We start from the raw sequence: 20,844 nt of genomic DNA, 5'->3' as shown, positions 1-20,844 counted from the left end.
CATTTATATGGACTGGCTGCGAAAAAACACTGCAGGAATATTATTAACCTTTTTAATTGCACTCTTTTCTACCTTTCTGGGCAGTAAATTTCCCATTATAGGCGGATCGGTATTCGGCATAATAATAGGAATAATCATAAATAATACTATTGGCAAACCCTCATATACGGTTAACGGAGTAAAATTCACCTCAAAAAAAATTCTTCAGTATGCCATAATACTTCTGGGTACAGGTCTGAGCCTTGCTCAGGTATGGGAGACAGGTCTTGACTCTCTGGCTGTAATGCTGTGCACGATAGTCTCTGCTTTCATTGCCGCCTTTGCCCTCGGAAGACTTATGAAAATCCCCTTCAACCTTACCAGCCTGATAGGCGTAGGTACTGCAATATGCGGCGGTTCTGCAATTGCCGCTGTCTCCCCTGTCATTGAGGCAGATGAAAAGGAAGTAGCCTATTCAATATCAACCATATTTTTCTTTAATATCATAGCAGTATTGATATTTCCGCCTCTCGGACACTTGTTGGGCTTTTCAGACAATGCCTTCGGTTTATGGGCGGGAACGGCAGTAAACGACACCTCCTCGGTTGTGGCCGCAGGCTATGCTTTTAGCAACGCAGCCGGAGCCTATGCCACCATTGTGAAACTGACACGCACCACTATGATAATCCCTATATCCTTAATTTTTGCAGCGGTTACAATATTCAAAAAGAAGAAAGCCGCTAAAGCCGATGAAACAATTAATTACAGCTTCAAAAAAATTTTTCCCTGGTTTATAATGGGCTTTTTGGCAGCATCTCTTTTAAATACCTTGGGTATATTCAACCAAGGTGTTGCAGACTTTTTGTCCTCCGCAGGCAAATTTATGATTGTGATGGCTTTATCTGCCGTAGGCCTCAGTGCAAATTTCAAGGATATGATGAAAACAGGCTTCAAGCCTCTTTTCATGGGTTTACTGCTATGGTTTACTGTATCATTGGTCAGCATAGGAGTTCAGCTTGCCACAGGACAAATTTAAAAAGCCTGTTTTACTACATTAAATTTTGTTATAAGCAGAATAATAATATAATTGTGCACAAAGGTAAATATATTTTTTTGGAGGTTGAAATTTTATTATGGAACAGTTTCTATGGCTTATTCCCTTGGGCTTTATGGTTGGAACCTTCGGTACATTAATAGGTGCGGGAGGCGGTTTTATATTAGTACCGGTTCTTTTGCTGCTGTATCCTGATAAAAGTCCCGAAACTATTACAAGCATTTCTCTGGCTGTTGTATTCTTCAACTCACTGTCAGGCTCAATTGCCTACGCAAAAATGAAGAAAATAGACTATAAATCAGGTCTGCTTTTTGCCCTTGCCACACTGCCCGGCTCAATATTAGGAGCCCTCACTACTTCAATAATACCAAGAAATATTTTTAATATATTATTCGGAGCATTACTCATTGCAGCATCAATATTTTTAATGGCTAACCCGGAAAACAAAAGAACCTCAGGGAATACCCCTTCAAAAAAGCGGGTAACGCGTACCATAACAGATATTGAAGGTGTTGTACATACCTTCTCATATAATCCTGTGCTGGGTGTGATAATCAGCATATTTGTGGGATATTTATCCAGTGTTTTAGGAATAGGAGGAGGAATTATACATGTGCCTGTATTGGTACATTCTCTGAACTTTCCCGTTCATATAGCAACAGCCACTTCCCACTTTGTTCTGGCCGGAATGTCCTTATCGGGCACAATAGTTCATCTTTTTTCAGGAGCTTTATCAAAAGGAATTATTCAGACAATTGGCTTATCCATAGGAGTACTTTTCGGCGCACAGCTTGGAGCGAGGCTTTCAAAACGCTTTGGCGGCAGCTTCATAATACGGGGGCTTGCAATTGCACTAGGAATTGCAGGCATAAGAATTTTGATGCTGGCAATTTTTTAAGAAGAGACTGAAATTGCATATGTCACTAAAAGTCAATTACTATCGCCTAAAGAATCGATTATATTATCCTATAGTTTGGCAAAACAAAGTCAAATAATAGGAGCAAGCCCTCCTGCTGTCAGCAGAAGACTTTGCTCCTATTAAAAGCTGCTGTTGCCTTTAGATTAAATATTTCTGTCTAAACAGGCAGCCTGTCTATATTGCCCAGCAGATACTTCTTAACGATTGCAAAATCCAGAGCATCCACACTGCCGTCTTGGTTTACATCTGCAAGCTTCATGCCGTCTTTGCCCGGAAAAGTGCTTATCTGCCCGATAAGGTACTGTTTGATTATTGCAAAGTCAAGCGCATCTACAGCATTGTCACCGTTAACATCCCCGTAAGTTCCCGAATCAGTTCCTCCGACAAAGGTAGTTACTGAGTTCGCTGCCAAAGTAGCCGAAAAGCTTGTTCCATTAAGCGCTATTTCGGAGCCTTCGGCTAAATTCTGAGTTGCCGAAGTCGTATAAGGTGTTACCGATGCGGCTTCGAAGCCCTTCAAATTGTATGTGACAGCTTGGCTTGATGAACCGTTGTTTATAGCAACAACTGCAAACTTACCTGTTTCCGGGTCCTTGTAAGCAGTTACATATACACCTGATACCGGATTTTTAGTAGCCTCGAATCTTTTCCAGTCAGGTCTTATGAATCTTGCATATTGTCCAATGGTATACAGCCTTTTAGCAATCTTATAAGTTTTCGCATTCATATCCATCTGTATCAGGCCTTCGCCGTTCCATGTCTTATAGCATGCACCCCACCAGTAATTCCATGCATTCCCCTGTGTCACCGTCATGAAATCATAAACCTGCTTCGCCCAGTTCAAGCCGTCAGTAATTGTAAGATCATTGCCGTTCATATCCGATATTTCGGTTTGCCATATTCCTTTTCCCTTAGCCTTTGTAGTAGGGAAGGCTGCATAGGAAGAGCCATAATTATGGCATCCTACAATGTCTGTCCTTGTCAGCGCAGCAGCATCATTCAGACAGTCTATTGCCATTGCTTCGGAGCATGTCATCTTTTCTCCCATAATAACCTTTGCCGTTATGCCCTCTTTATCAAATGTAGGCACCAGATAATCCTTCATAAAGGTTTTGAACTGAGCCGCAGTCCATACACATGAGGAATAGGCAGTGGTCAGATCAGGCTCATTCTGTATTCCGATATGAGTGATTTCAATTCCGAATTTTGCTTTGTAATTTTTAATATGCTCAGCCAGATATGTGGCATAAGCCTGATATTTATCAGTGCTCAGCGAACCCCCTGCAACAGAGCCGGTTGTCTTCATCCATGCCGGAGGACTCCATACAGTATACTGAATTTTATCAATCCCGTAATCTGCCTGAATAGTCTTAATCATAGGTATCTGATCATCATTGGATTCCTTCCAGTCCCATGTTGAGGCAGAAGGCTGCATTGTCTTGTTCGGTCCGTCCTGTGCATCTCCCCAGGTTCCTCCGTCACCCAAAATTGAACGGAATATTGAGAAACCGGCTCCCTTTTCAGTTGAAAATAACAAATCATAAATTTCCTTCTGCTTTGCAGTTCCCAAAAGAGCAATATTATTTGACTGATGAAAAGCTTCCGATACACCGAAGCCGTCAATTGTCTGATATTCGGTGTCCCAGTCAAGAGTAACTGACGATGCGGCATACGAAGCTGAAGGCGCAAGCATTGTCACTAAAAGCATCGTCACTATTGCCAAGCATGTGAAACGAGTCATTCTTTTCATTGCAAAAATCCCCCTGTTCTAATAATAAAGACATTAATCAAAATACTGCGCTTCCCCTTAATTTTCCGCAGTTAATTTAATCCTTTGTTCTTAGCTCTGCTCATATTTATGTCTCTCTGCTTTAATTATGAGCGCAAATTTTTCATATGTATTTAAGTCTGAGATATCAGCAAAATGATATTATTCCGTTTTTCACTCCCCTGCAAATATTCTTAGGCCTTAAAAACACCTATGAAAGCACAGCGGCATTATTTAGGCAATGAAGTGATGCTGCCTATTAAATAACTTTTTAAAATAGCAAAGTCAATAGCATTTACGTCACCGTCATCATTTACATCCGCCGCCGACATATTTGCATTGTCGGGCTTATCCCCCAGCAATATTTTTTTCAGCAATGCAAAATCAATTGCATCAACACCGCCGTCATCGTTTATATCACCGTAAGTAAATTGCGGACTGCCTCCTGCCGGTTCTTCACCCCATAAAAGCCGTCCGTTGTCATATACCGGAATATATGGCGTCAACCCTGCGAAAGAAGTGGCATCATAGTCCGGAGGGCCGGTAAGAGTCTTATAAGACCAGTCATTTTCATTTGAACCAATACTCGCATCCTTATACTTTATGGACACCGTGGCATCCTTCTCGCATAATTCCCATTCCGCCGGCATAAGCTGTGTTCCTGTAAAGTCCACCGTAAAGTAATAAATATTGTCCTTATACTGCTTTAATCCTATAAGCTTTGCTCCCTGATTGTCTCCAAGTGTTATGGATACATCCTCCAAGCCCTTTCCTGCCTCAAATAATTCCGAAAGATCCATATAATACCGGACAGACAGCTTGTCCTTCATTGTAGGAGGCCATGACGAACGGTTATTCAGCTGGAACATGATATTTGTTGCTCCATAACCTTCATAGATTATCCAGCCTCTGCAGAAATATTCGGTTATGTCATCCTGCGGAGCTTTAAAATCCTCAGGCTGCGGCCAATTTTCCAACGGATCTCCCCCGTACATATCATACATTTTGGCTAAAGAACCGACAAAGCCGGCATTGTAGTCAGTAGCCACCTCATTGAGCATATAATCCTTGATATCATCCTTCCAGCTGTCATCCGAACCGGGGCCGCCAACCAAAGCACCATACAGAATATGCCTGTGATAATCAGGTGTTGTAAGCTGGCTTGTCCATGAACCGTGAGCCGTCCTGTGATGAGGATGTTCCGGCGCATTTTCGCCGAATCCCACTACGTAGCTTCCTTTGCGTGGATTATCACCAAGAGCGTAGTTTACCTGACTCTCTGCGAAATTATGATACTTCTGCTTTTTAGAAGCTGTGCATACAGTATCGTCATCAGACCATACAAAGGCTAAAAATGCCGCTGTTGTTGCATATCGCAGAGAACCCCACTGGGAAAGCCAAGCCAGACCTCCCGGAGTATATGTAATACTTCCGTCCGGCATCCATGAATCCAGATTCTTTTCAACCGCCTTTATATAACCCTCCTCATGAGTCAGCTGGGCCAGCTTCAGTGCGGCACCGTAGCTGACATCATCCCAGCAGTGAGTATGCCCTCCGCCTAATACGGTGGTAGGCAGTACTGACTTTGCTTTGTCCAGATAAGAAGAATCATTGGTCTTAATGTAAAGCCAAATAGCACCCCAAGCCAGATCATCCATATAGCCGCCTGACGGATACAGTGTATCAAGAGGATTTTTACCTCTGTACTTGTCACCAAAAGCAAAAATCTGCTTTGCATGTGTCAGGCATTTTTCCGCATATTCCGGATCTGTTTTCTCGAAAATAAGAGATGCAATAGCTAACGCCGCAGCAGTTGAGCCTGCAACGTCAGAGCCTGGCACCTTTGAGTTAAGTACAAAGGATTTTCTGTCAGTTCTGTAATCCAGAAGCTCATGAGGTATCCAAACAGAATGATCCGATGCCTCATAGCCGCACATGTAATATAATACCTCCGGACTCGGATGCGCTTTGATAAAGAAATCTGTAGCCCACTTAATTTCGTCAAGGATGTCATCTATCTGCCCTGACTCTTCAAATGCATCACGGTACTCATATACAGCCCATCCCAATTGACCCGCGGCATATGACATAGGATGGGTAAACTTGATACCGTCTCCTGCATCGGCCCAGCCTCCTGTCAAATCAAGACCTGCATCCTTTCCGTCAGTCATTGCGGCATCAGCCCTATACGGCAAAATATAGTCATCAGGCAAGTCTCCCAGACGGTTTGCTTTGTAGAAAAGGATAGCCTTTTGCATTACTTCACCATAATTGTAGTAAGACCCTCCGGTTCGCGGTGAAGCGGCAGATTGTGCTTCCTGAACAAAAGCAAATAAAGTCAGCACTAAAGAAGCCACAAGCATTAAAGCAGTTGATCGGAAAATTTTTTTGTGTACAAGCTCACATTTCATTTTCCCCATAATTAACATCTCCCCCTTAAAATTATTTTTTATTATAAAATTGTAAAATAATATAATAATTAATACTATTATGTAATAATCACGGGTACGAAAAATAGCATTATATATTATCATGATATGTAATAATATGCAGGTAATAATATGCAGGTAATATTATATAAAGCAATTACGGTCAGCCGCTAGCTTGAAGGGCATAACAGGCTTTAGTAATAATATGTTTATACTGTAAATCATTATTAAATTACCATTTAATTATACAATGCTGCGAGAAATCTGTACAGGCAAATCTTGCTGTATATTAAAATCTTTTAGTGAAAAATAGGATAAAATTGAGTCGTTTTTATTTGTTGGATAAATTATGTAATTAATGTTAACAATACCTATTAGAAATATGCTGAAAAATATATTGTTAAGATGAGGTGACTATAATGCGAATACCCGCACATATTGGAATTATTCCTGATGGCAACAGAAGATGGGCTGTATCCAACGGAATGAGCAAGGAAAAAGGCTATGCCACCGGTCTTGAACCAGGATTGGCTGTTTTTAAGCTATGTGAACAAATTGGTGTTAAGGAGATAACCTATTATGGCTTTACCACAGACAACAATAAACGCCCCATGACACAGCGCCAAGCCTTTACAGACGCCTGCGTCAATGCGGTTAAGCTGTTATCCGGTGAAAATGCCTCATTGCTGGTGGTAGGAAATAACGAATCAAAAATGTTCCCGGAGGAGCTAAGCAGCTATACCACCAGAAGAGCCTTCGGTAAAGGAGGAATCAAGGTTAATTTTCTTGTTAACTACGGCTGGGAATGGGATTTAGGCCACTTGGCAGCAGCGGGTACAGGAGCTTACAGAAAAAATATAATTACGGGGATGAAATCCAATGCTATTTCACGAATTGACTTAATAATCCGCTGGGGCGGAAGAAGGCGGTTAAGCGGCTTCTTACCCGTGCAATCCATCTATGCGGATTTTTACGTGGTTGATGAATATTGGCCGGATTTTAAACCCGAGCATTTTTATCAGGCCTTGGATTGGTATGATAAGCAGGACATCACCTTGGGCGGATAAAGCCGATAGTTTGGGTTTGAGGCTGCTGCGTTCAAACTTGGCTAAAAAGCTTAATTCGCCTAAAAAACAATATTATAAATATCGTCCCGAAGGCTTGAACGTAATTGGCTTTCAGCCTTCTCCTTTTATCTCTCCCCTAAGAATTCTCTCATAGGAATAGCCCCTGTCGCTTTTCATTTTCGTTTTGCTCAAATCAAAATAAATAACCCCGTTTGGTTTCAGCATAAGACTAATTTTTATCTTTGATTGAGAGCAGGAAATTCTTTCTGATTTAATAAGAGGTACGGAATGCCTCTTCAAAAGTGCTGTCTGAGCCTGTGTTAAATTAAACGGTTCCCCCATATCATGCCATAGCTTTAGAGGATTACAGCACTCCTCATCAACAGTTTCAGTCACCAGACAATATCCGGCAAACTCAGCCGGCAATTGAATTTCCAATTCCAGCGGTCTGCCTTCATATCCGAAATCTGTATTCCACAAAATTCCCCGATAGCTTCCTTCAGGCCTACGGATAATTATTGCTTCATCCGAGCGGTGAACGCATCTTCCCTGCAGCTGCTTATAAAAAGCAAAGGTCCAGAAAGTGGGCTTTGGTATACAGTTATTGGCTACCATACCGAAGCCGCCGTAAAACGGAGTATATGGCACCCCTCTCTCCTCAAAAATATCTCCGAAGGTCCAGTATGCATATGATGCATGCTTATCTCCGAAGCGTGACAGCAAGGCCGCTGTGTAGGCCGCATTTAAATTGGTATCATGAAGGGGGCAATCAGGTACATATGACGTGTTATATTCTGTTACATGTATATCCATCCCTCTGAATTCTTCAAAGCTGTCTACAAGCTCTCTTGTTTTGTCCAACGGCTGAAACCAATCATCGATACTGCTTAGCTTCACATAATTATAGCGGCCGTCTTTTTCCGGCGGATGTGATATATAATTATGTCTTGATATAAAATCCAAAGGAAGCTTTTTATATGAAACATATTCAAGAAAAGAGCGCATGCATGCCTCATCAAGTCTGCCGCTTATAGAAGGTCCGCCGATTATAAAACCCGGGTCTGTTCTCTTTACTGCAAGAGCAGTATGTTCATACAACCTGAAGTATTCATCCATATCGGCATCCTTCCAGAAATCCGGCTGATTGGGTTCATTCCATACCTCAATAGGCCACTGTATTACATTTTCTCTGCCGTATCGGTCTATCAGATGGCGTAAAGCCGCCTGCACCATATCGGTCCAGTCCTTATAATCTTTGGGGGGTGTAACATTCGCCTTCCAGTAAAATACTGTCTGCTCTCCCGAAGCCATGTGCTCAGGCATAAAGCCAAGCTCAAGAAAAGGCCTTATGCCCAAGTCTATATAGCTGTCTATTACCCTGTCCAGATATGTAAAATTGTACTCAACTGCCTGACTTCCCGATTCATCCTTATAGGTCTGAATAAGAGACATATCCGCACAGAACAGTCCATGCCCGCGTATATATTTAAAACCTATCGCTTCCTGCACCATTTTAAGCTGCTCATAGTACTCTTTATGAAGTGCCAGTCCCATTCGACCCGAGCCAACACAAAAATCCATTCTGTTATAAAAAGGTATCTCTGCTCCCTTATCAACCAAAATCTTTTTAACTTTGCTCATAATAACCTCCACGCCCAATTCAGGCACAAAAATTCAGTTAAAACTTCGTGGAGGTACGCCAATTTTTTTCACAGCTGCCTTATCTGTAAAAAGCCATTTACGGCTTTTTACAGCTCGAAAATGCACTATGTTTGTACAAACTCTGTTTTCGAGCTTTTCAAGCTAACCTCCACGCCCAATTCAGGCATTAAAATGCACTATGCTTTGTTTTCTGGCTGCAACATAATTGATTTTTATATTATGTATTTTAAAGCAATTATTTTTTCTTAAGGCTGATTACTTTTTGTTCATCAGCTTCAGATTTTCCCTTTGAAAAAGCATCCTTTGTCCAGCTCGCAATCTTTTCATATTCGTTCATATTCAGCTTTCTGACCTTCGAGTTTCCGTCATAATCCTTCTCAGTAAGATATATAGCAATTTCGTCGCTTGATAAAGCACCTTCATCAATAAATTTCACCAATCTGCGGATTAAATGCTCACTGTGGGTTTCAATGAAGAAGCTCTCATTCTCCTTCTTAATGGTCTCCACAAATAAATCCGCCAGACAGTCCTGAGACGAAGGATGCAGATAAAGCTCCGGCTGTTCTATAACAGTTAAATTCGGAGTTCTGCTGAGTCTGGAGCATTCCTTGTTATTTTTAGTTATGAAGGTCTGAACAAGAATAGGAATAAGCTGGGACAGTCCCTGTCCCATGTCTGCAAGATTATTCCTTGCATTGGTTTTTAAATCCCGAATCATTATTTTAAAAAGCTGGCCTTCAACATCCTCAACATCCAGCGCAAAATTCATATGTGACGATAACCAGTCAGATACCTTGTTTATTATATTCTTGCCGTGTCTGAATTCCTGCCCCAATATAACCGGTGCATACTCTCCGCATTTCCCTACAGAATCGACAATGCTGTCTGTATATCTATAGAACCTTTCGGGTGTTTTTCTCATAGAATCAATATAAAAAATCTTATTTGCCAGCATATTAAAATAATTCTGAAGCGTGTTGCATATCTGAGAGGCCAATTCCAAGTTGCTGTTATATCTGGCGTTATTTATCCTGTCAGTATTTGAATTATCAAGCATACATCTGATATCCGGGATAAACTTGTCAAAGAAATACTCCTCCGGATCAATCAGATGTTCCTCATATCCGTTAATATTAAATATCAAGCTGCTGGTATAATCGTTTGAGGTAAACTCAACAATGGGCTCTTCTCTTGAGGTCAAGCTGAGTACAAACCCATTCACAGCCATTTTGCCATCCTTGTGAATTATGCAGGTTTTTAAAATCATGTCTGAGTCCATAAACTTGTCAAATTGATCATCCGCAATTAACGGTCTGAGACTGGACCTTCTGAACTCATTGTAGCTGAACGTCACTTCAAACTCAATGACCTCTCCTTTTCTATGATTGAAAACCACATCCTCATAATTTCCATAATCTGTCAAACTACCATAAAGCAGTATAGGTACTGATGCCGCATCAAGAAATGTTTGCTTCAGGACTAATGGAAATCTGGAAATGCTGCTTTTCCCAGAGCTGTTTTCACCTACAATAACTGTAATAGGCTTAATTTCAATTTTGCCGGTATCTACAAAGCCTTTAATATTTTTTAGCCTAAAACTTTTCATATTGATGTTCTCCTTTTAAGTGTATAATTTTAAGTATTCAACTTGACATTATTAGTATAATTGTGAGTGATACACATAATTTCTCTGACTAAAGTCAATTACGGTTCAAGCCTTCGGGACGATATTTATAATATCGTTTTTTAGGCGAATTAAGCCTTTAAGCCAATTTTGAACACAGTTTGGGTTTGAATTTGTTTTAACTTTAGGAGGCTTCAGCCTCAAACCAAAACTATCGTCCGATATCATCGGTTCTTTAGCCGGCAGCAATTCACTTTATATTCCTACTCAGACAATTCGACATAAATGTTCAATTTCCTTCTATAAGTGGTATTAATTTATAGTTATATTATTACATAATAAACGAAAAAAAGTAAGCTCTGTATTAAAAAACAAAGCTTACTTTTTTATTTACAAATTTTATTACTGCGTGATATTAAAAATCACCTGATTTCAACAGTATACTTCCGTCGCTTGCAGACTCCGTTTCAATTCTCATGCTCTGCACTCTTTGTACCGGCAGCTTGTAACGTTCCTTCAAGATAAGCATTTATAGCCTGGTCAATATCTCCGCTTACACCTGATATAATTTCTATATTATTTTTAATCAGATTATTTTTTGCACCGTCACCCATGCTATCAGCTATAACCGCATTTATTCCTTTTACAGAAAGGAATGTCGGAAGCAGTCCATGCAGATTCCCTTCCGTACTTAGCATGGTTTTGCTTTTAATTACGGAATTCTCAATATCAAAAACCGTAAAGTCTTCACACTTTCCAAAGTGTAAAGATATGTTTGTTCCATCGGTTGGAATTGCAATTTTCAATGTTTTTATCACCTTTCCGACATCCAGTTTTTTTTCTATTGTTGAAACAGCTTCTGCAAGATAATCATTATTGAGCTTTTCGACCTCTCCCCGGTCACACAGCTCCGCCACCGAAGGATCAATCGGCATCTTTCCCAAAACCTTTATTCCCAGCTTTTCAGCAATGGAATCCACTTTACTTTCTCCAAATATTTTAATATTCTTGCCGCAGTCAGGACATCTTAAATAGCTCATATTTTCAACAATACCCAAAACAGGTATATTCATCGCCTTAGCCATATTATAGGCTTTTTTGACTATCATTGAAACAAGATCCTGCGGTGAAGAAACAATTATAATACCATCCAACGGTATGGACTGAAAAACTGTCAGCGGCACATCTCCTGTACCCGGCGGCATATCTAAGAACAAATAATCAATATCCCCCCAGATAACATCCGTCCAAAACTGCTTTACAACTCCCGCAATAACCGGCCCTCTCCATATAACAGGAGATTCATCCTTGTCCAGAAGAAGGTTTACCGACATTACAGAAATTCCTTCGGCCGATTTCTGAGGATACATCCCAAGGTCGCTTCCCTGAATCCTGTCATTAATACCAAAAACTTTAGGAATAGAAGGACCTGTAATATCAGCATCTAAAACACCCACATTATATCCCCTTCTATTCATCATCACAGCAAGCGTAGAAGTAACTAATGATTTGCCTACTCCGCCTTTTCCGCTGACAACACCAATTACTCTTTTAATAGAATTTAACTCATGAGTCTTTTCAATAAAACTCTGAGGCTCGTTTCCGCAGCCTCCTGACGAACAAGATCCTCCACAGCTTTCACTTTCGCAATTTGTCCCTCCACAGCTGCAAACTTCATCACTCATTATCTCACCTCATATTTTTTATATTCATTCAACCTGTATATTAAAACCTGCAACCTTGCCCTTGAAAAGAACTTGGTATAATTCCACCATCCTTAATACAATACTACTGTTATTTTTTACTTGTCAACGTAAATCTACAAGGTATTATTAACATTTAACATATTATTAATTACCCAAATCTGGATGATTTAAAACAAAATGGGGTGAAAGCCCAGAACTTTAATTGCCTTTAGTTAACTATGCGCCTCTGGGTACAGCCTTGAACTTATCAGAATTCATGGACTTCAATAACTTTTCCAGCTCACTTTTGGGCAGGGGTCTTGAAAAAATATATCCCTGCATCTTATCACACCGGTATTTTTTAAGATATTCCAATTGCTCCTGCATTTCAACACCTTCAGCAACAATAGATAAACCCATGTCTTTACCCATTGAAATTATATGCTTTGTAACAACAGTCTTTTCATTCTCAAGTGAAACATTATCTATAAAGCATTTATCAATTTTCAAGGTATGTATGGGCAGCTGATTCAAATAATTAAGAGACGAATATCCCTTACCGAAATCATCAAGTGCAATTCTTATTCCCATATCGCTTAAAAGCCTCAGCTTATTGTACACAGTATCAAAGGCTTCTATCAGTCTTGTTTCTGTTATTTCCAGTTCAAGATATCGAGGCTCAATATTAAAGCATTTCAAAATTTCTGTTACCCTATCCGTAAAATCCTCCTGCAAGATTTGAATTGAAGATATATTGACTGACATAACCATTTTGGGATAACCGCTTTTAAACAGGTGGCTCAAGTAATCACATGCCTGAATTAGCACCCATTCTCCTAAAGGAATAATCATATGCGTATCCTCTGCCACCTTTATAAACTTCATTGGAGAGACATTTCCCAATTCAGGGCTTTTCCACCTTACCAATGCCTCAAGGCCTATTACCTTGTTACTGCTCAAATCAAGCTGCGGCTGAAAGTATAATTCAAATTCATCCCTTTTCATTGCTGTATGAAGATACTTTTCAATATTCATTCTTTCACTGAATGCAGCATTCATACTATTATTGTATTCTGAATATATACTTTTCCCATTCTCCTTCGCCTTATACATAGCAATATCGGCAGCCTTAAGCAGGCTGTTTATATTGTCTCCATGCTCAGGATACATTGCTACTCCAATGCTGAGGCTTATATGAACAGTTTCTCCATTTATAACAAGCTCATCCTTAAAACCGGCTATTATATTTTCTAAGAAGCCTTCCGCCTCACTTTTATCAACAGCCGTCAATATAACAAATTCATCTCCTCCAAGCCTGTAGAGAGTGCCTTTCCCGTTAATAATATGCAATAGCCTTTCACTTGCCTGCTTAATTAAGTCATCTCCGAATTCATGTCCCAAAGTATCATTTATGTATTTGAAATTATCCATATCAATATAAATAAGTGCTGCCGTTCTTGTTTCTTTTTCTGAAAAAATCACCCCGGCATCATTTAGAAGTGCTTTCCTGTTAGGCAGCCCAGTTAAAACATCATGTAAATATATATATGCATATCTGCTCTTATATTCTCTCAGTTCTTTACTACAATTTGAAAGCCAATTGCCCATATTTTTCATTTTATTTATGTATTTTATTAATATAAGGAGTGTAATCAAGAACACTGCAAATATTAAAATACTCAAGCTATGCGGCTTAAAAGCTTCAAAAACAGATACCGGCTTATTATCAGCTTCGCCTTTGGTAACTCCCATGTCAAACACCTGATCACTATTTATCGAGTAATTATTCCCCTGTTGCCTGATTTGTGAAACTGATAAATAAATCATAGCAGCTAAAATAGATATTGTAATTACAGCTATAAATAGCTTAAGATTATTTTTTATTTTCATAATATTTTACCTCATGTTCCTATAATAGTCTACTTTGTTAAACTTAGAAGGATGAAGTATTACGTAGATTAGATAATTTTACTATTATTTTATAATTTTATACCAAATTCGACTTATTATCAACATAAATTCGACATTTTTCATATAATTTGGACTTTTTTTCGACAATTTATAGGTCTTGTAAAAAAAATTAAAAGCCATGTATACTCAGAAATAAAATTTCTTTATATACATGACTTTTAATTTTAAAATTTATAATATACGCTTTGAATATTACTTCAAAATCTCTTGCATATATAAAGCTAAACTCCTTTGATACTGCCTTGCATTAATCACTTTTTTACTTCCAGTCCATGAGCCTTGGCAATAGCAGTAAGTTCATTAACAAAAGCTGTGTATTCCGTATTTGCTTCTGATATTATTTGACTGCCGCTTGTTACCGCCTTCTCATTATTATTCTGAAGTCCTTCCAGCATCTTGGCCAATCCGCTGTTTTGCTTTGTCATTGCTGATATATACTTGCCATGAAGAGCCTTTATTTCTTCTGTTGCAGGAATAACCTTTTCTGCCGCTTCAATAAGCCGGTCAGAAAGCGGAATAACCTCATCCTTTAATTCGGAGGCCACAGCTTTAGCGTCACTTCCTCCTGCCTCACTGATTGTATTCAAAGCTGATAAATATTCGTTCTGCAATTCAATAACAGACGGCATCTGATTATTCATATAGCTTGTTATATCCTCGGCTATAGGATCGGCACCGCAGCCTGCAAGCATAAAAAAAACAATTCCAAGTATTGCAATAGCACTAATGAGCTCCAATTTTTTTATCATAACAGCTACTATTCCTTTCTCTGTGCTTCAAGCACAAAAGTGATGAATTTATCCCAAGTTTTACGGCCTTTTCTATTTCCTGCACACATTATAATTTTCCTTATGTTAAATACTACTCTGCTATAGCTCCTGTTCCGGCACCTATAAAGCTTATCAAATCCTGAGGCGGCAGCTCTACCTGAAAGCCGATCTTCCCTGCGCTGAATATAATTGTATCAATATTTTCACAGGAGCTGTCTATTACAGTCTTATAATCCTTCTTCATACCTATAGGTGAACATCCTCCTCTGATATAACCGGTTACCTTGTTTATTTCATCCATTCTGATCATTTCAATAGACTTTTCACCCACAGACCTTGCCGCAGCCTTCAAATTAAGTTCCTTGCTTACAGGAATCACAAAAACAAAAAAGCTTTTGCTGGCTCCCCTCGTAACAAGTGTTTTATAAACCCTTTCAACCGGCTGCCCTATTTTATTGGCTACAGACACGCCGTCCACCGCTCCGTCCGTATTTTCATAAGTATATATATTATATTCCATATGGGCACTGTCCAAAATCCTCATAACATTTGTTTTTACTGCTGCCATTGCTGATAACCTTCTTCCTGATGTTTAAAATGTTAAAGCCTTTTCTATTATAATATGTTTTTATCTTAAGAAACAATAAAATATTAGAATCTTGCCAAAAATACTTATTCCAGCAAAGCCTCCGGTACTGGAAAACGGAAATGACCGATAATCCTTTTTTCCTTGCTCCACTTGAGCAGTAAATCCTCTTCCATAGGATAAGTACTTGAATTGTGTATTATATACGGAACTCCGTCTTTTCTTCTTCTATCCGACACAACCGCAACATGATCGCTTTTATTTAATACCACGATATCCCCTGCCTGCCATTTGTACAAATTCTTCTTATTATACGGCTTGACCTCTGTTGTCAAGCTGACCGCATACTTATTAAAAAAAACATATTGATTTTTGACACGTCTGAAGTCGATATTTGAATCAGGAACAACTACACCTTTAATGTAATCCTTTGTATTCTTTAAAATATCCTTATCCATATTTGCTTTCAGATCATAACCGGCATTCTTGAGGGCTCTCCATATGACATCGGTGCATACTCCTTCGCTTTTCGGAGGATAGCCGCCCTCATAGTAATTGCTGCAATATTTTGTATGGTTTAAAACCTCCAGCCATGCTCCCTGAAGAATATCATCCATATCACAAATCCCGTCACCATCCATGTCTCCTTGACAAATCACCTTATCAACAGTCACTTTCCCTTTAATAAAGAAAAAAGCGTCTTGAAAAGCAATAAAGTTGTAGCTTAGCAACACTACTATACCTATTGTTATTGCAATTGACGCTATTAATAATTTTTTATTCATTTAATCACTCCAACTGCTTTACGACAGCTAAATGCCGATGCTACATAGCAAGAATAATTTTAAACATAATAATTATTATAAGCTTAAAATTGGTGCCTTACAATATACAATAATTTCTTCCCGATATTTTGCCGAGGCTCTTGTTACTCAATTATCTGTCCCTCATCAATATAATATATCCTATCCTCTATGCTGCTTTCTTCATATTCAATACTTGCTGCTTTAATCCATGAATTACTTCCAATAATAGTTCTGTTAATATCAACATTATCTTCCACCCTGACATTTGACATTATAACGGAATCCTTTATATGTGCTCCCCTTCCAATGAAAACCCCCGGAAATATTACTGAATTAGTTACCTCCCCCAGAATATAGCATCCCTCTCCAATCATAGAAGAATTGACCTTAGCCGTATGATTTATATATAAAGGAGGTACGGCAATATGTTCACAATAAATTTTCCATGTAGGGTCATAGAGGTTTAATTTATTATTCTCTTCAAGTAAATCCATATGTGCTTTCCAAAAGCTGTATACTGTACCCACATCCCTCCAGTACCCGTCAAATTTGTATGCATTAAGTTTAGCACCTGAATTCATTAATTTGGGAAGTATGTTTTTCCCGAAATCGTTAGCTGAATTTTTATCGTTTTCATCCTCTATAATGCATTTCTTTAAAAATTCAGTATTAAAAATATATATTCCCATAGATGCAAGATTACTCTTGGGCTGCTTTGGCTTTTCTTCAAATTTAACAATCCTTCCTGTATCCTCCACCTCCATAATACCAAATCTGCATGCTTCATCCCAATCAACACCTGTAACAGCAATCGTAACATCTGCCGCCTTTTTGACATGCTCATCAAGCATTAAGGAATAGTCCATTTTATACACCTGATCAGCTGAAAGTATTATAATATACTCCGGATTATACATATCTATATACTCAAGATTCTGGTATATGGCATTTGCCGTTCCCTTATACCAGCAGCCTCCGTTTTCATTCATATAAGGAGGAAGTATGGTTATTTGTCCTCTGCCGTTATGCATATCCCATATACCTCCGGAATTAATATGTGAATTTAAAATCAAGGGCTCATATTGAACAACTATTCCAACTGTATATATTCCGGAATTAATACAGTTACTTAAAGCAAAATCAATAATCCTGTATTTACCGCCAAAAAGCACTGCCGGTTTTGCCAACTTCTTTGTAAGAGGCTTTAGTCTTTCACCCCCGCCTCCTGCTAATACCATAGCCAAACATCTTTTATTCATATTCACTATCTTCCTTTGTAGTTATTTTTTAATCCGTAATTGACTTTTAGTCAAATAAAAATTTATCTCCCCAAAAAATAATTTCCTTAAGAAAATAAATTTTATATATTATAAAAGTCAATTACTATCGGCTAAAGCCCCCTAAAGTCAAAACAAATTCAATACTCCTTATTAGTATTTCTGATCTTGTTATTTAATGTATTGCAATTTTCAACACCTGCTAATTGCACCGGTTTTTCCGAACAGTGATTTGCATATTTATAAAGCACCTTTCGGTCGCTCTCATTCAGTACTGTACTCTTCTTCCGTTTTTCCGTTTCATCCATATACTTTAATCACCTCGAAACATTATATGTTCTGAAATTCTAAACTATTACTTTTAAAATTTTATTCCCTGCGGTTTTGCTGCTGAACTACTTTTAAGATTTTATCTATTTTCTATTTCATTATCCCCATTAAGAGTAGAAAACAATTTTTAAAAATTTGTCAGCAGACATCAGACTTTCAAAAAAAGACTGCCGCAAAAGAACAGCTTAATTACATATAATGAACGGTTATTAATAACCTGAACCTTTATTGTAACTAAGCTATACTATGCAGCAGTCCCTGTTTTTAAATTAAAATGCTATTAACAAGTCTGAATAACAACATATATCGTCACGAAGCCTTTACAGCTCGTATATATTCTGTTCAATACAAATTCTGGCACGCTCGGAAGTTTTACAATCTGATTTAAGTGAATTGTCCAAGAACTCGGGATGCTCTTGCAAGAAGGCCTTCATAGTTCCTGTGGGATCCTCCAGATATTTCATCAGCATATGATGCTGCGGTGCTGTTATACAGCCTTCCTCCAAGGCACCATCAAACAAATCTCCATTAACCTTCATGAGAGCATATGATTCCACCCCTGCATTTTTAAGCTTATCAGCTCCGCCCTGCAGCCTGTCAACAACGACAAGACTGTATTTCAAATTACCGTTAAGCGCCTTTACAGCCGGTATCCACGCTCTTATATAGCTTGATGCCTCAGTAATAATATCGGCTATATGTAATACATTTGCATTTTTTATGTCTGTTATTTCTGAAGAAATCCCGTCACTATACATAACGGCTGATAAATCCTTAAATATTGTAATATGGGGTAATTTGAGCATATTTGCAATTATTAAGGAAAAGAACCAATCCCTTCTCTCCCCCCCGGATATATAGCCAATATTTTTCAGATCAATATTTTTTCTTATGTACTCACACATTGACGTTATAAGACCTCTATAAATTTCATCCGACTCAAAATTCTTATATGCCAGCTCAAGAATAACCTCCGAGCACTCCATTATGTTTTCCTTGCAAACATCAATGACCTTCAGCAGACTGTCAGCTTTCTCTTCACTGCCATAAAGAAAATGAGTGTTTATATAGTAAGGGCCTATTTTTGATGAGGTATACCAAAAAGGGTTATTTTCAGGACATACTTTAACTGCCTTTGTCTTGAAAAGCCAGGTTATCAATTTATTATTATCCATTTTTTCTCTCCTCCCGGACAACTCGCCGCTTTCACAAATTAAAACTTATCAATCTTCTTTTGCTTTCTCTTTTCTTCCATAAAAGCCTGCCACCATTCCTGATTCTGAACGGTACTTAATTCAAAATCAAGATGCTCGGCGTCACCCTCCATTAAAACCTCAAATCCATCCTTTTCATCATCATAGTCCACAACAGTAACCGATGTGTTATCATGCCAATAAATATTTTTCATATGCTCAAGAGAGCATCCATAAAATCTGCATAGCATTGTTCGTATTGCTCCGCCATGTGTAACAATGCAAATGTTTTTGCCTGAATTTTTTGATATTATGCTCTTTACTTCTTTTATAAGCCTGTCATTTAATTCAACGGTGCTCTCACCGTTTGGCATCTTGTGCAGATGCGGTTCATTCTCCCAGGTATAATTTTCCTTTGGAAATAATTTGGGAATATCATCAAATGAAATATTTTCCCAATCTCCCCCGTTTATTTCCTTCATTTTATCTGTCCTTATTACAGGAAGCTGCTTTACATCAGCAATATATTGAGCAGTTTGCAGCGTGCGCGTCAAACTGCTTGAATAAATTACATCAATAGGTATATCCGCCAATCGCTCCGCTACCTTCTTGGCTTGTTTATGTCCTTTTTCCGTAATGCTGCTGTCATACCATCCATGAAATACTCTGTTCAAATTTCCCTCTGCTTCCGCATGGCGTACAAATATCAGTCTTGTTTTCATATTACCTCCGCACCGACATATATACCGGATTTTAAGTCAATTGCCATCACATAAATTAATTTAATTCCAGCTTTCCGATTATATCATTTATACTATTATACTTATATCTTTTAAAGTATTCCTTAATTCCTTTTAATATTTCAGCAGGAACTGCAGGATTAACAAAATTAGCAGTCCCAACCATCACAGCTGATGCGCCTGCCAGTAAAAATTCAATTGCATCATCACCGGAAGAAATTCCGCCCATCCCTATAACAGGTATTTTAACCGCATGAGCCGCTTCATATACCATTCTGAGTGCTATCGGCTTAACTGCGGGGCCTGACATTCCACCAAAATTATTTGCCAGAACAGGCTTTCTTTTATGAATATCTACCGCCAAAGCCAATATTGTATTTATCAGCGAGATACTGTCGGCTCCTGCCGCTTCAGCCGCCATAGCTATTGACCTTATATCGGACACATTAGGAGTAAGCTTGACAATCAGAGGCTGCCTGCAATACTTCTTTACGGCAGAAGTTATCTCCTCTATTCCCTTTGGCGTGGTTCCGAAAGCCAGACAGCCGGCTTTCACATTCGGGCAGGAAACATTCATTTCAATCGCATCTATTTCCGAAGCACCCAGAATTTCTGCCATCTGACAATATTCCTCCACTGTATTTCCGGCAATATTTGCAATTATTTTTGTTTTATATTTTTTCAGAAAAGGCATATCCTCATTGATAAAAGCATGAACACCCGGATTTTGCAATCCTACGCTGTTTATAATACCGGCAGGAGTCTCGGCAATTCTCGGCGGCGGATTTCCCTTTCTTTCCTGCAAGGTCAGACCCTTGACCGATATGCCCCCAAGCTCATTCAAATCTATATATTCAGCGTATTCCTTCCCAAAGCCGTATGTGCCAGATGCCATTATAAGCGGGTTTTCAAAACCGATTCCTGCTATATCCACACTTAAATCTATTTCATTCATAATTTTTATTCAGCCTCCCATGACATAGC

17 protein-coding genes are annotated in these 20,844 nt (G+C 38.8%); 3 read left to right on the top strand and 14 right to left on the bottom strand.

Going from position 1 to position 20,844, the window contains the following annotated elements:
* Positions 1-7 precede the first annotated feature (7 nt).
* Both LY28_RS02600 and LY28_RS02595 read left to right on the top strand, forming a co-directional pair.
* Positions 8-1,015 (top strand): YeiH family protein, encoded by a 1,008-nt coding sequence (locus tag LY28_RS02600; protein ID WP_110460609.1) that lies wholly within the window; start codon positions 8-10, stop codon positions 1,013-1,015.
* Between the two features lie 97 nt (positions 1,016-1,112).
* Positions 1,113-1,931, top strand: coding sequence for a sulfite exporter TauE/SafE family protein (locus LY28_RS02595; protein WP_110460608.1), 819 nt, complete (start codon positions 1,113-1,115; stop codon positions 1,929-1,931).
* 178 nt (positions 1,932-2,109) lie between these two features.
* Here the strand turns inward: LY28_RS02595 and LY28_RS02590 are convergent, their stop codons facing one another.
* Together LY28_RS02590 and LY28_RS02585 are read right to left on the bottom strand one after the other, a co-directional pair.
* Complete coding sequence (locus tag LY28_RS02590) at positions 2,110-3,702, bottom strand: dockerin type I domain-containing protein (RefSeq protein ID WP_110460607.1); 1,593 nt, start codon at positions 3,700-3,702, stop codon at positions 2,110-2,112.
* A gap of 248 nt (positions 3,703-3,950) precedes the next feature.
* Positions 3,951-6,140 carry a glycoside hydrolase family 9 protein gene (locus tag LY28_RS02585; RefSeq protein WP_110460606.1) on the bottom strand — a complete coding sequence of 730 codons (2,190 nt, stop codon included), beginning with the start codon at positions 6,138-6,140 and terminating at the stop codon, positions 3,951-3,953.
* Between the two features lie 428 nt (positions 6,141-6,568).
* Between LY28_RS02585 and LY28_RS02580 the strand changes: the two genes are divergently transcribed.
* Entirely contained in the window at positions 6,569-7,216 is a 648-nt protein-coding gene (locus LY28_RS02580; protein ID WP_110460605.1) for an undecaprenyl diphosphate synthase family protein, read from the top strand.
* A gap of 111 nt (positions 7,217-7,327) precedes the next feature.
* Here LY28_RS02580 and LY28_RS02575 read toward each other — a convergent pair whose 3' ends face one another.
* The 12 genes from LY28_RS02575 to LY28_RS02525 form a co-directional block, all read right to left on the bottom strand.
* Positions 7,328-8,857, bottom strand: coding sequence for a GH39 family glycosyl hydrolase (locus tag LY28_RS02575; RefSeq protein ID WP_110460604.1), 1,530 nt, complete (start codon positions 8,855-8,857; stop codon positions 7,328-7,330).
* Positions 8,858-9,113: 256 nt separating this feature from the next.
* Positions 9,114-10,484 (bottom strand): AAA family ATPase, encoded by a 1,371-nt coding sequence (locus LY28_RS02570; RefSeq protein ID WP_110460603.1) that lies wholly within the window; start codon positions 10,482-10,484, stop codon positions 9,114-9,116.
* 485 nt (positions 10,485-10,969) lie between these two features.
* Entirely contained in the window at positions 10,970-12,187 is a 1,218-nt protein-coding gene (locus LY28_RS02565) for a P-loop NTPase (RefSeq protein WP_110460602.1), read from the bottom strand.
* 237 nt (positions 12,188-12,424) lie between these two features.
* A complete protein-coding gene (locus tag LY28_RS02560; protein WP_110460601.1) occupies positions 12,425-14,077 on the bottom strand; it encodes a putative bifunctional diguanylate cyclase/phosphodiesterase in 1,653 nt (550 codons plus the stop codon).
* A 332-nt stretch (positions 14,078-14,409) separates the two neighbouring features.
* Positions 14,410-14,907 (bottom strand): hypothetical protein, encoded by a 498-nt coding sequence (locus LY28_RS02555; RefSeq protein ID WP_110460600.1) that lies wholly within the window; start codon positions 14,905-14,907, stop codon positions 14,410-14,412.
* A 112-nt stretch (positions 14,908-15,019) separates the two neighbouring features.
* Positions 15,020-15,496, bottom strand: coding sequence for a Cys-tRNA(Pro) deacylase (gene ybaK, locus LY28_RS02550; RefSeq protein WP_110460599.1), 477 nt, complete (start codon positions 15,494-15,496; stop codon positions 15,020-15,022).
* 104 nt (positions 15,497-15,600) lie between these two features.
* Positions 15,601-16,299, bottom strand: a complete 699-nt coding sequence (locus LY28_RS02545) for a DUF1287 domain-containing protein (protein ID WP_110460598.1) — start codon at positions 16,297-16,299, stop codon at positions 15,601-15,603.
* 143 nt (positions 16,300-16,442) lie between these two features.
* Positions 16,443-17,579: a glucose-1-phosphate adenylyltransferase gene (locus LY28_RS02540; protein ID WP_278302449.1), complete on the bottom strand. Its 1,137-nt coding sequence runs from the start codon at positions 17,577-17,579 to the stop codon at positions 16,443-16,445.
* A 158-nt stretch (positions 17,580-17,737) separates the two neighbouring features.
* Positions 17,738-17,905 carry a hypothetical protein gene (locus LY28_RS19010; RefSeq protein ID WP_165835468.1) on the bottom strand — a complete coding sequence of 56 codons (168 nt, stop codon included), beginning with the start codon at positions 17,903-17,905 and terminating at the stop codon, positions 17,738-17,740.
* A 342-nt stretch (positions 17,906-18,247) separates the two neighbouring features.
* Complete coding sequence (locus LY28_RS02535; RefSeq protein ID WP_110460596.1) at positions 18,248-19,102, bottom strand: phosphoribosyltransferase; 855 nt, start codon at positions 19,100-19,102, stop codon at positions 18,248-18,250.
* Positions 19,103-19,140: 38 nt separating this feature from the next.
* Positions 19,141-19,842 (bottom strand): histidine phosphatase family protein, encoded by a 702-nt coding sequence (locus LY28_RS02530; RefSeq protein WP_110460595.1) that lies wholly within the window; start codon positions 19,840-19,842, stop codon positions 19,141-19,143.
* Positions 19,843-19,897: 55 nt separating this feature from the next.
* Positions 19,898-20,818: a dihydroorotate dehydrogenase gene (locus LY28_RS02525; RefSeq protein WP_110460594.1), complete on the bottom strand. Its 921-nt coding sequence runs from the start codon at positions 20,816-20,818 to the stop codon at positions 19,898-19,900.
* Positions 20,819-20,844: the final 26 nt, after the last annotated feature.

The organism is Ruminiclostridium sufflavum DSM 19573, assembly GCF_003208175.1.
Lineage (GTDB): Bacteria > Bacillota > Clostridia > Acetivibrionales > DSM-1351 > Ruminiclostridium > Ruminiclostridium sufflavum.
Note: the sequence above shows the minus strand (reverse complement) of the source record. Positions and strands in the feature narration are given on the sequence as shown.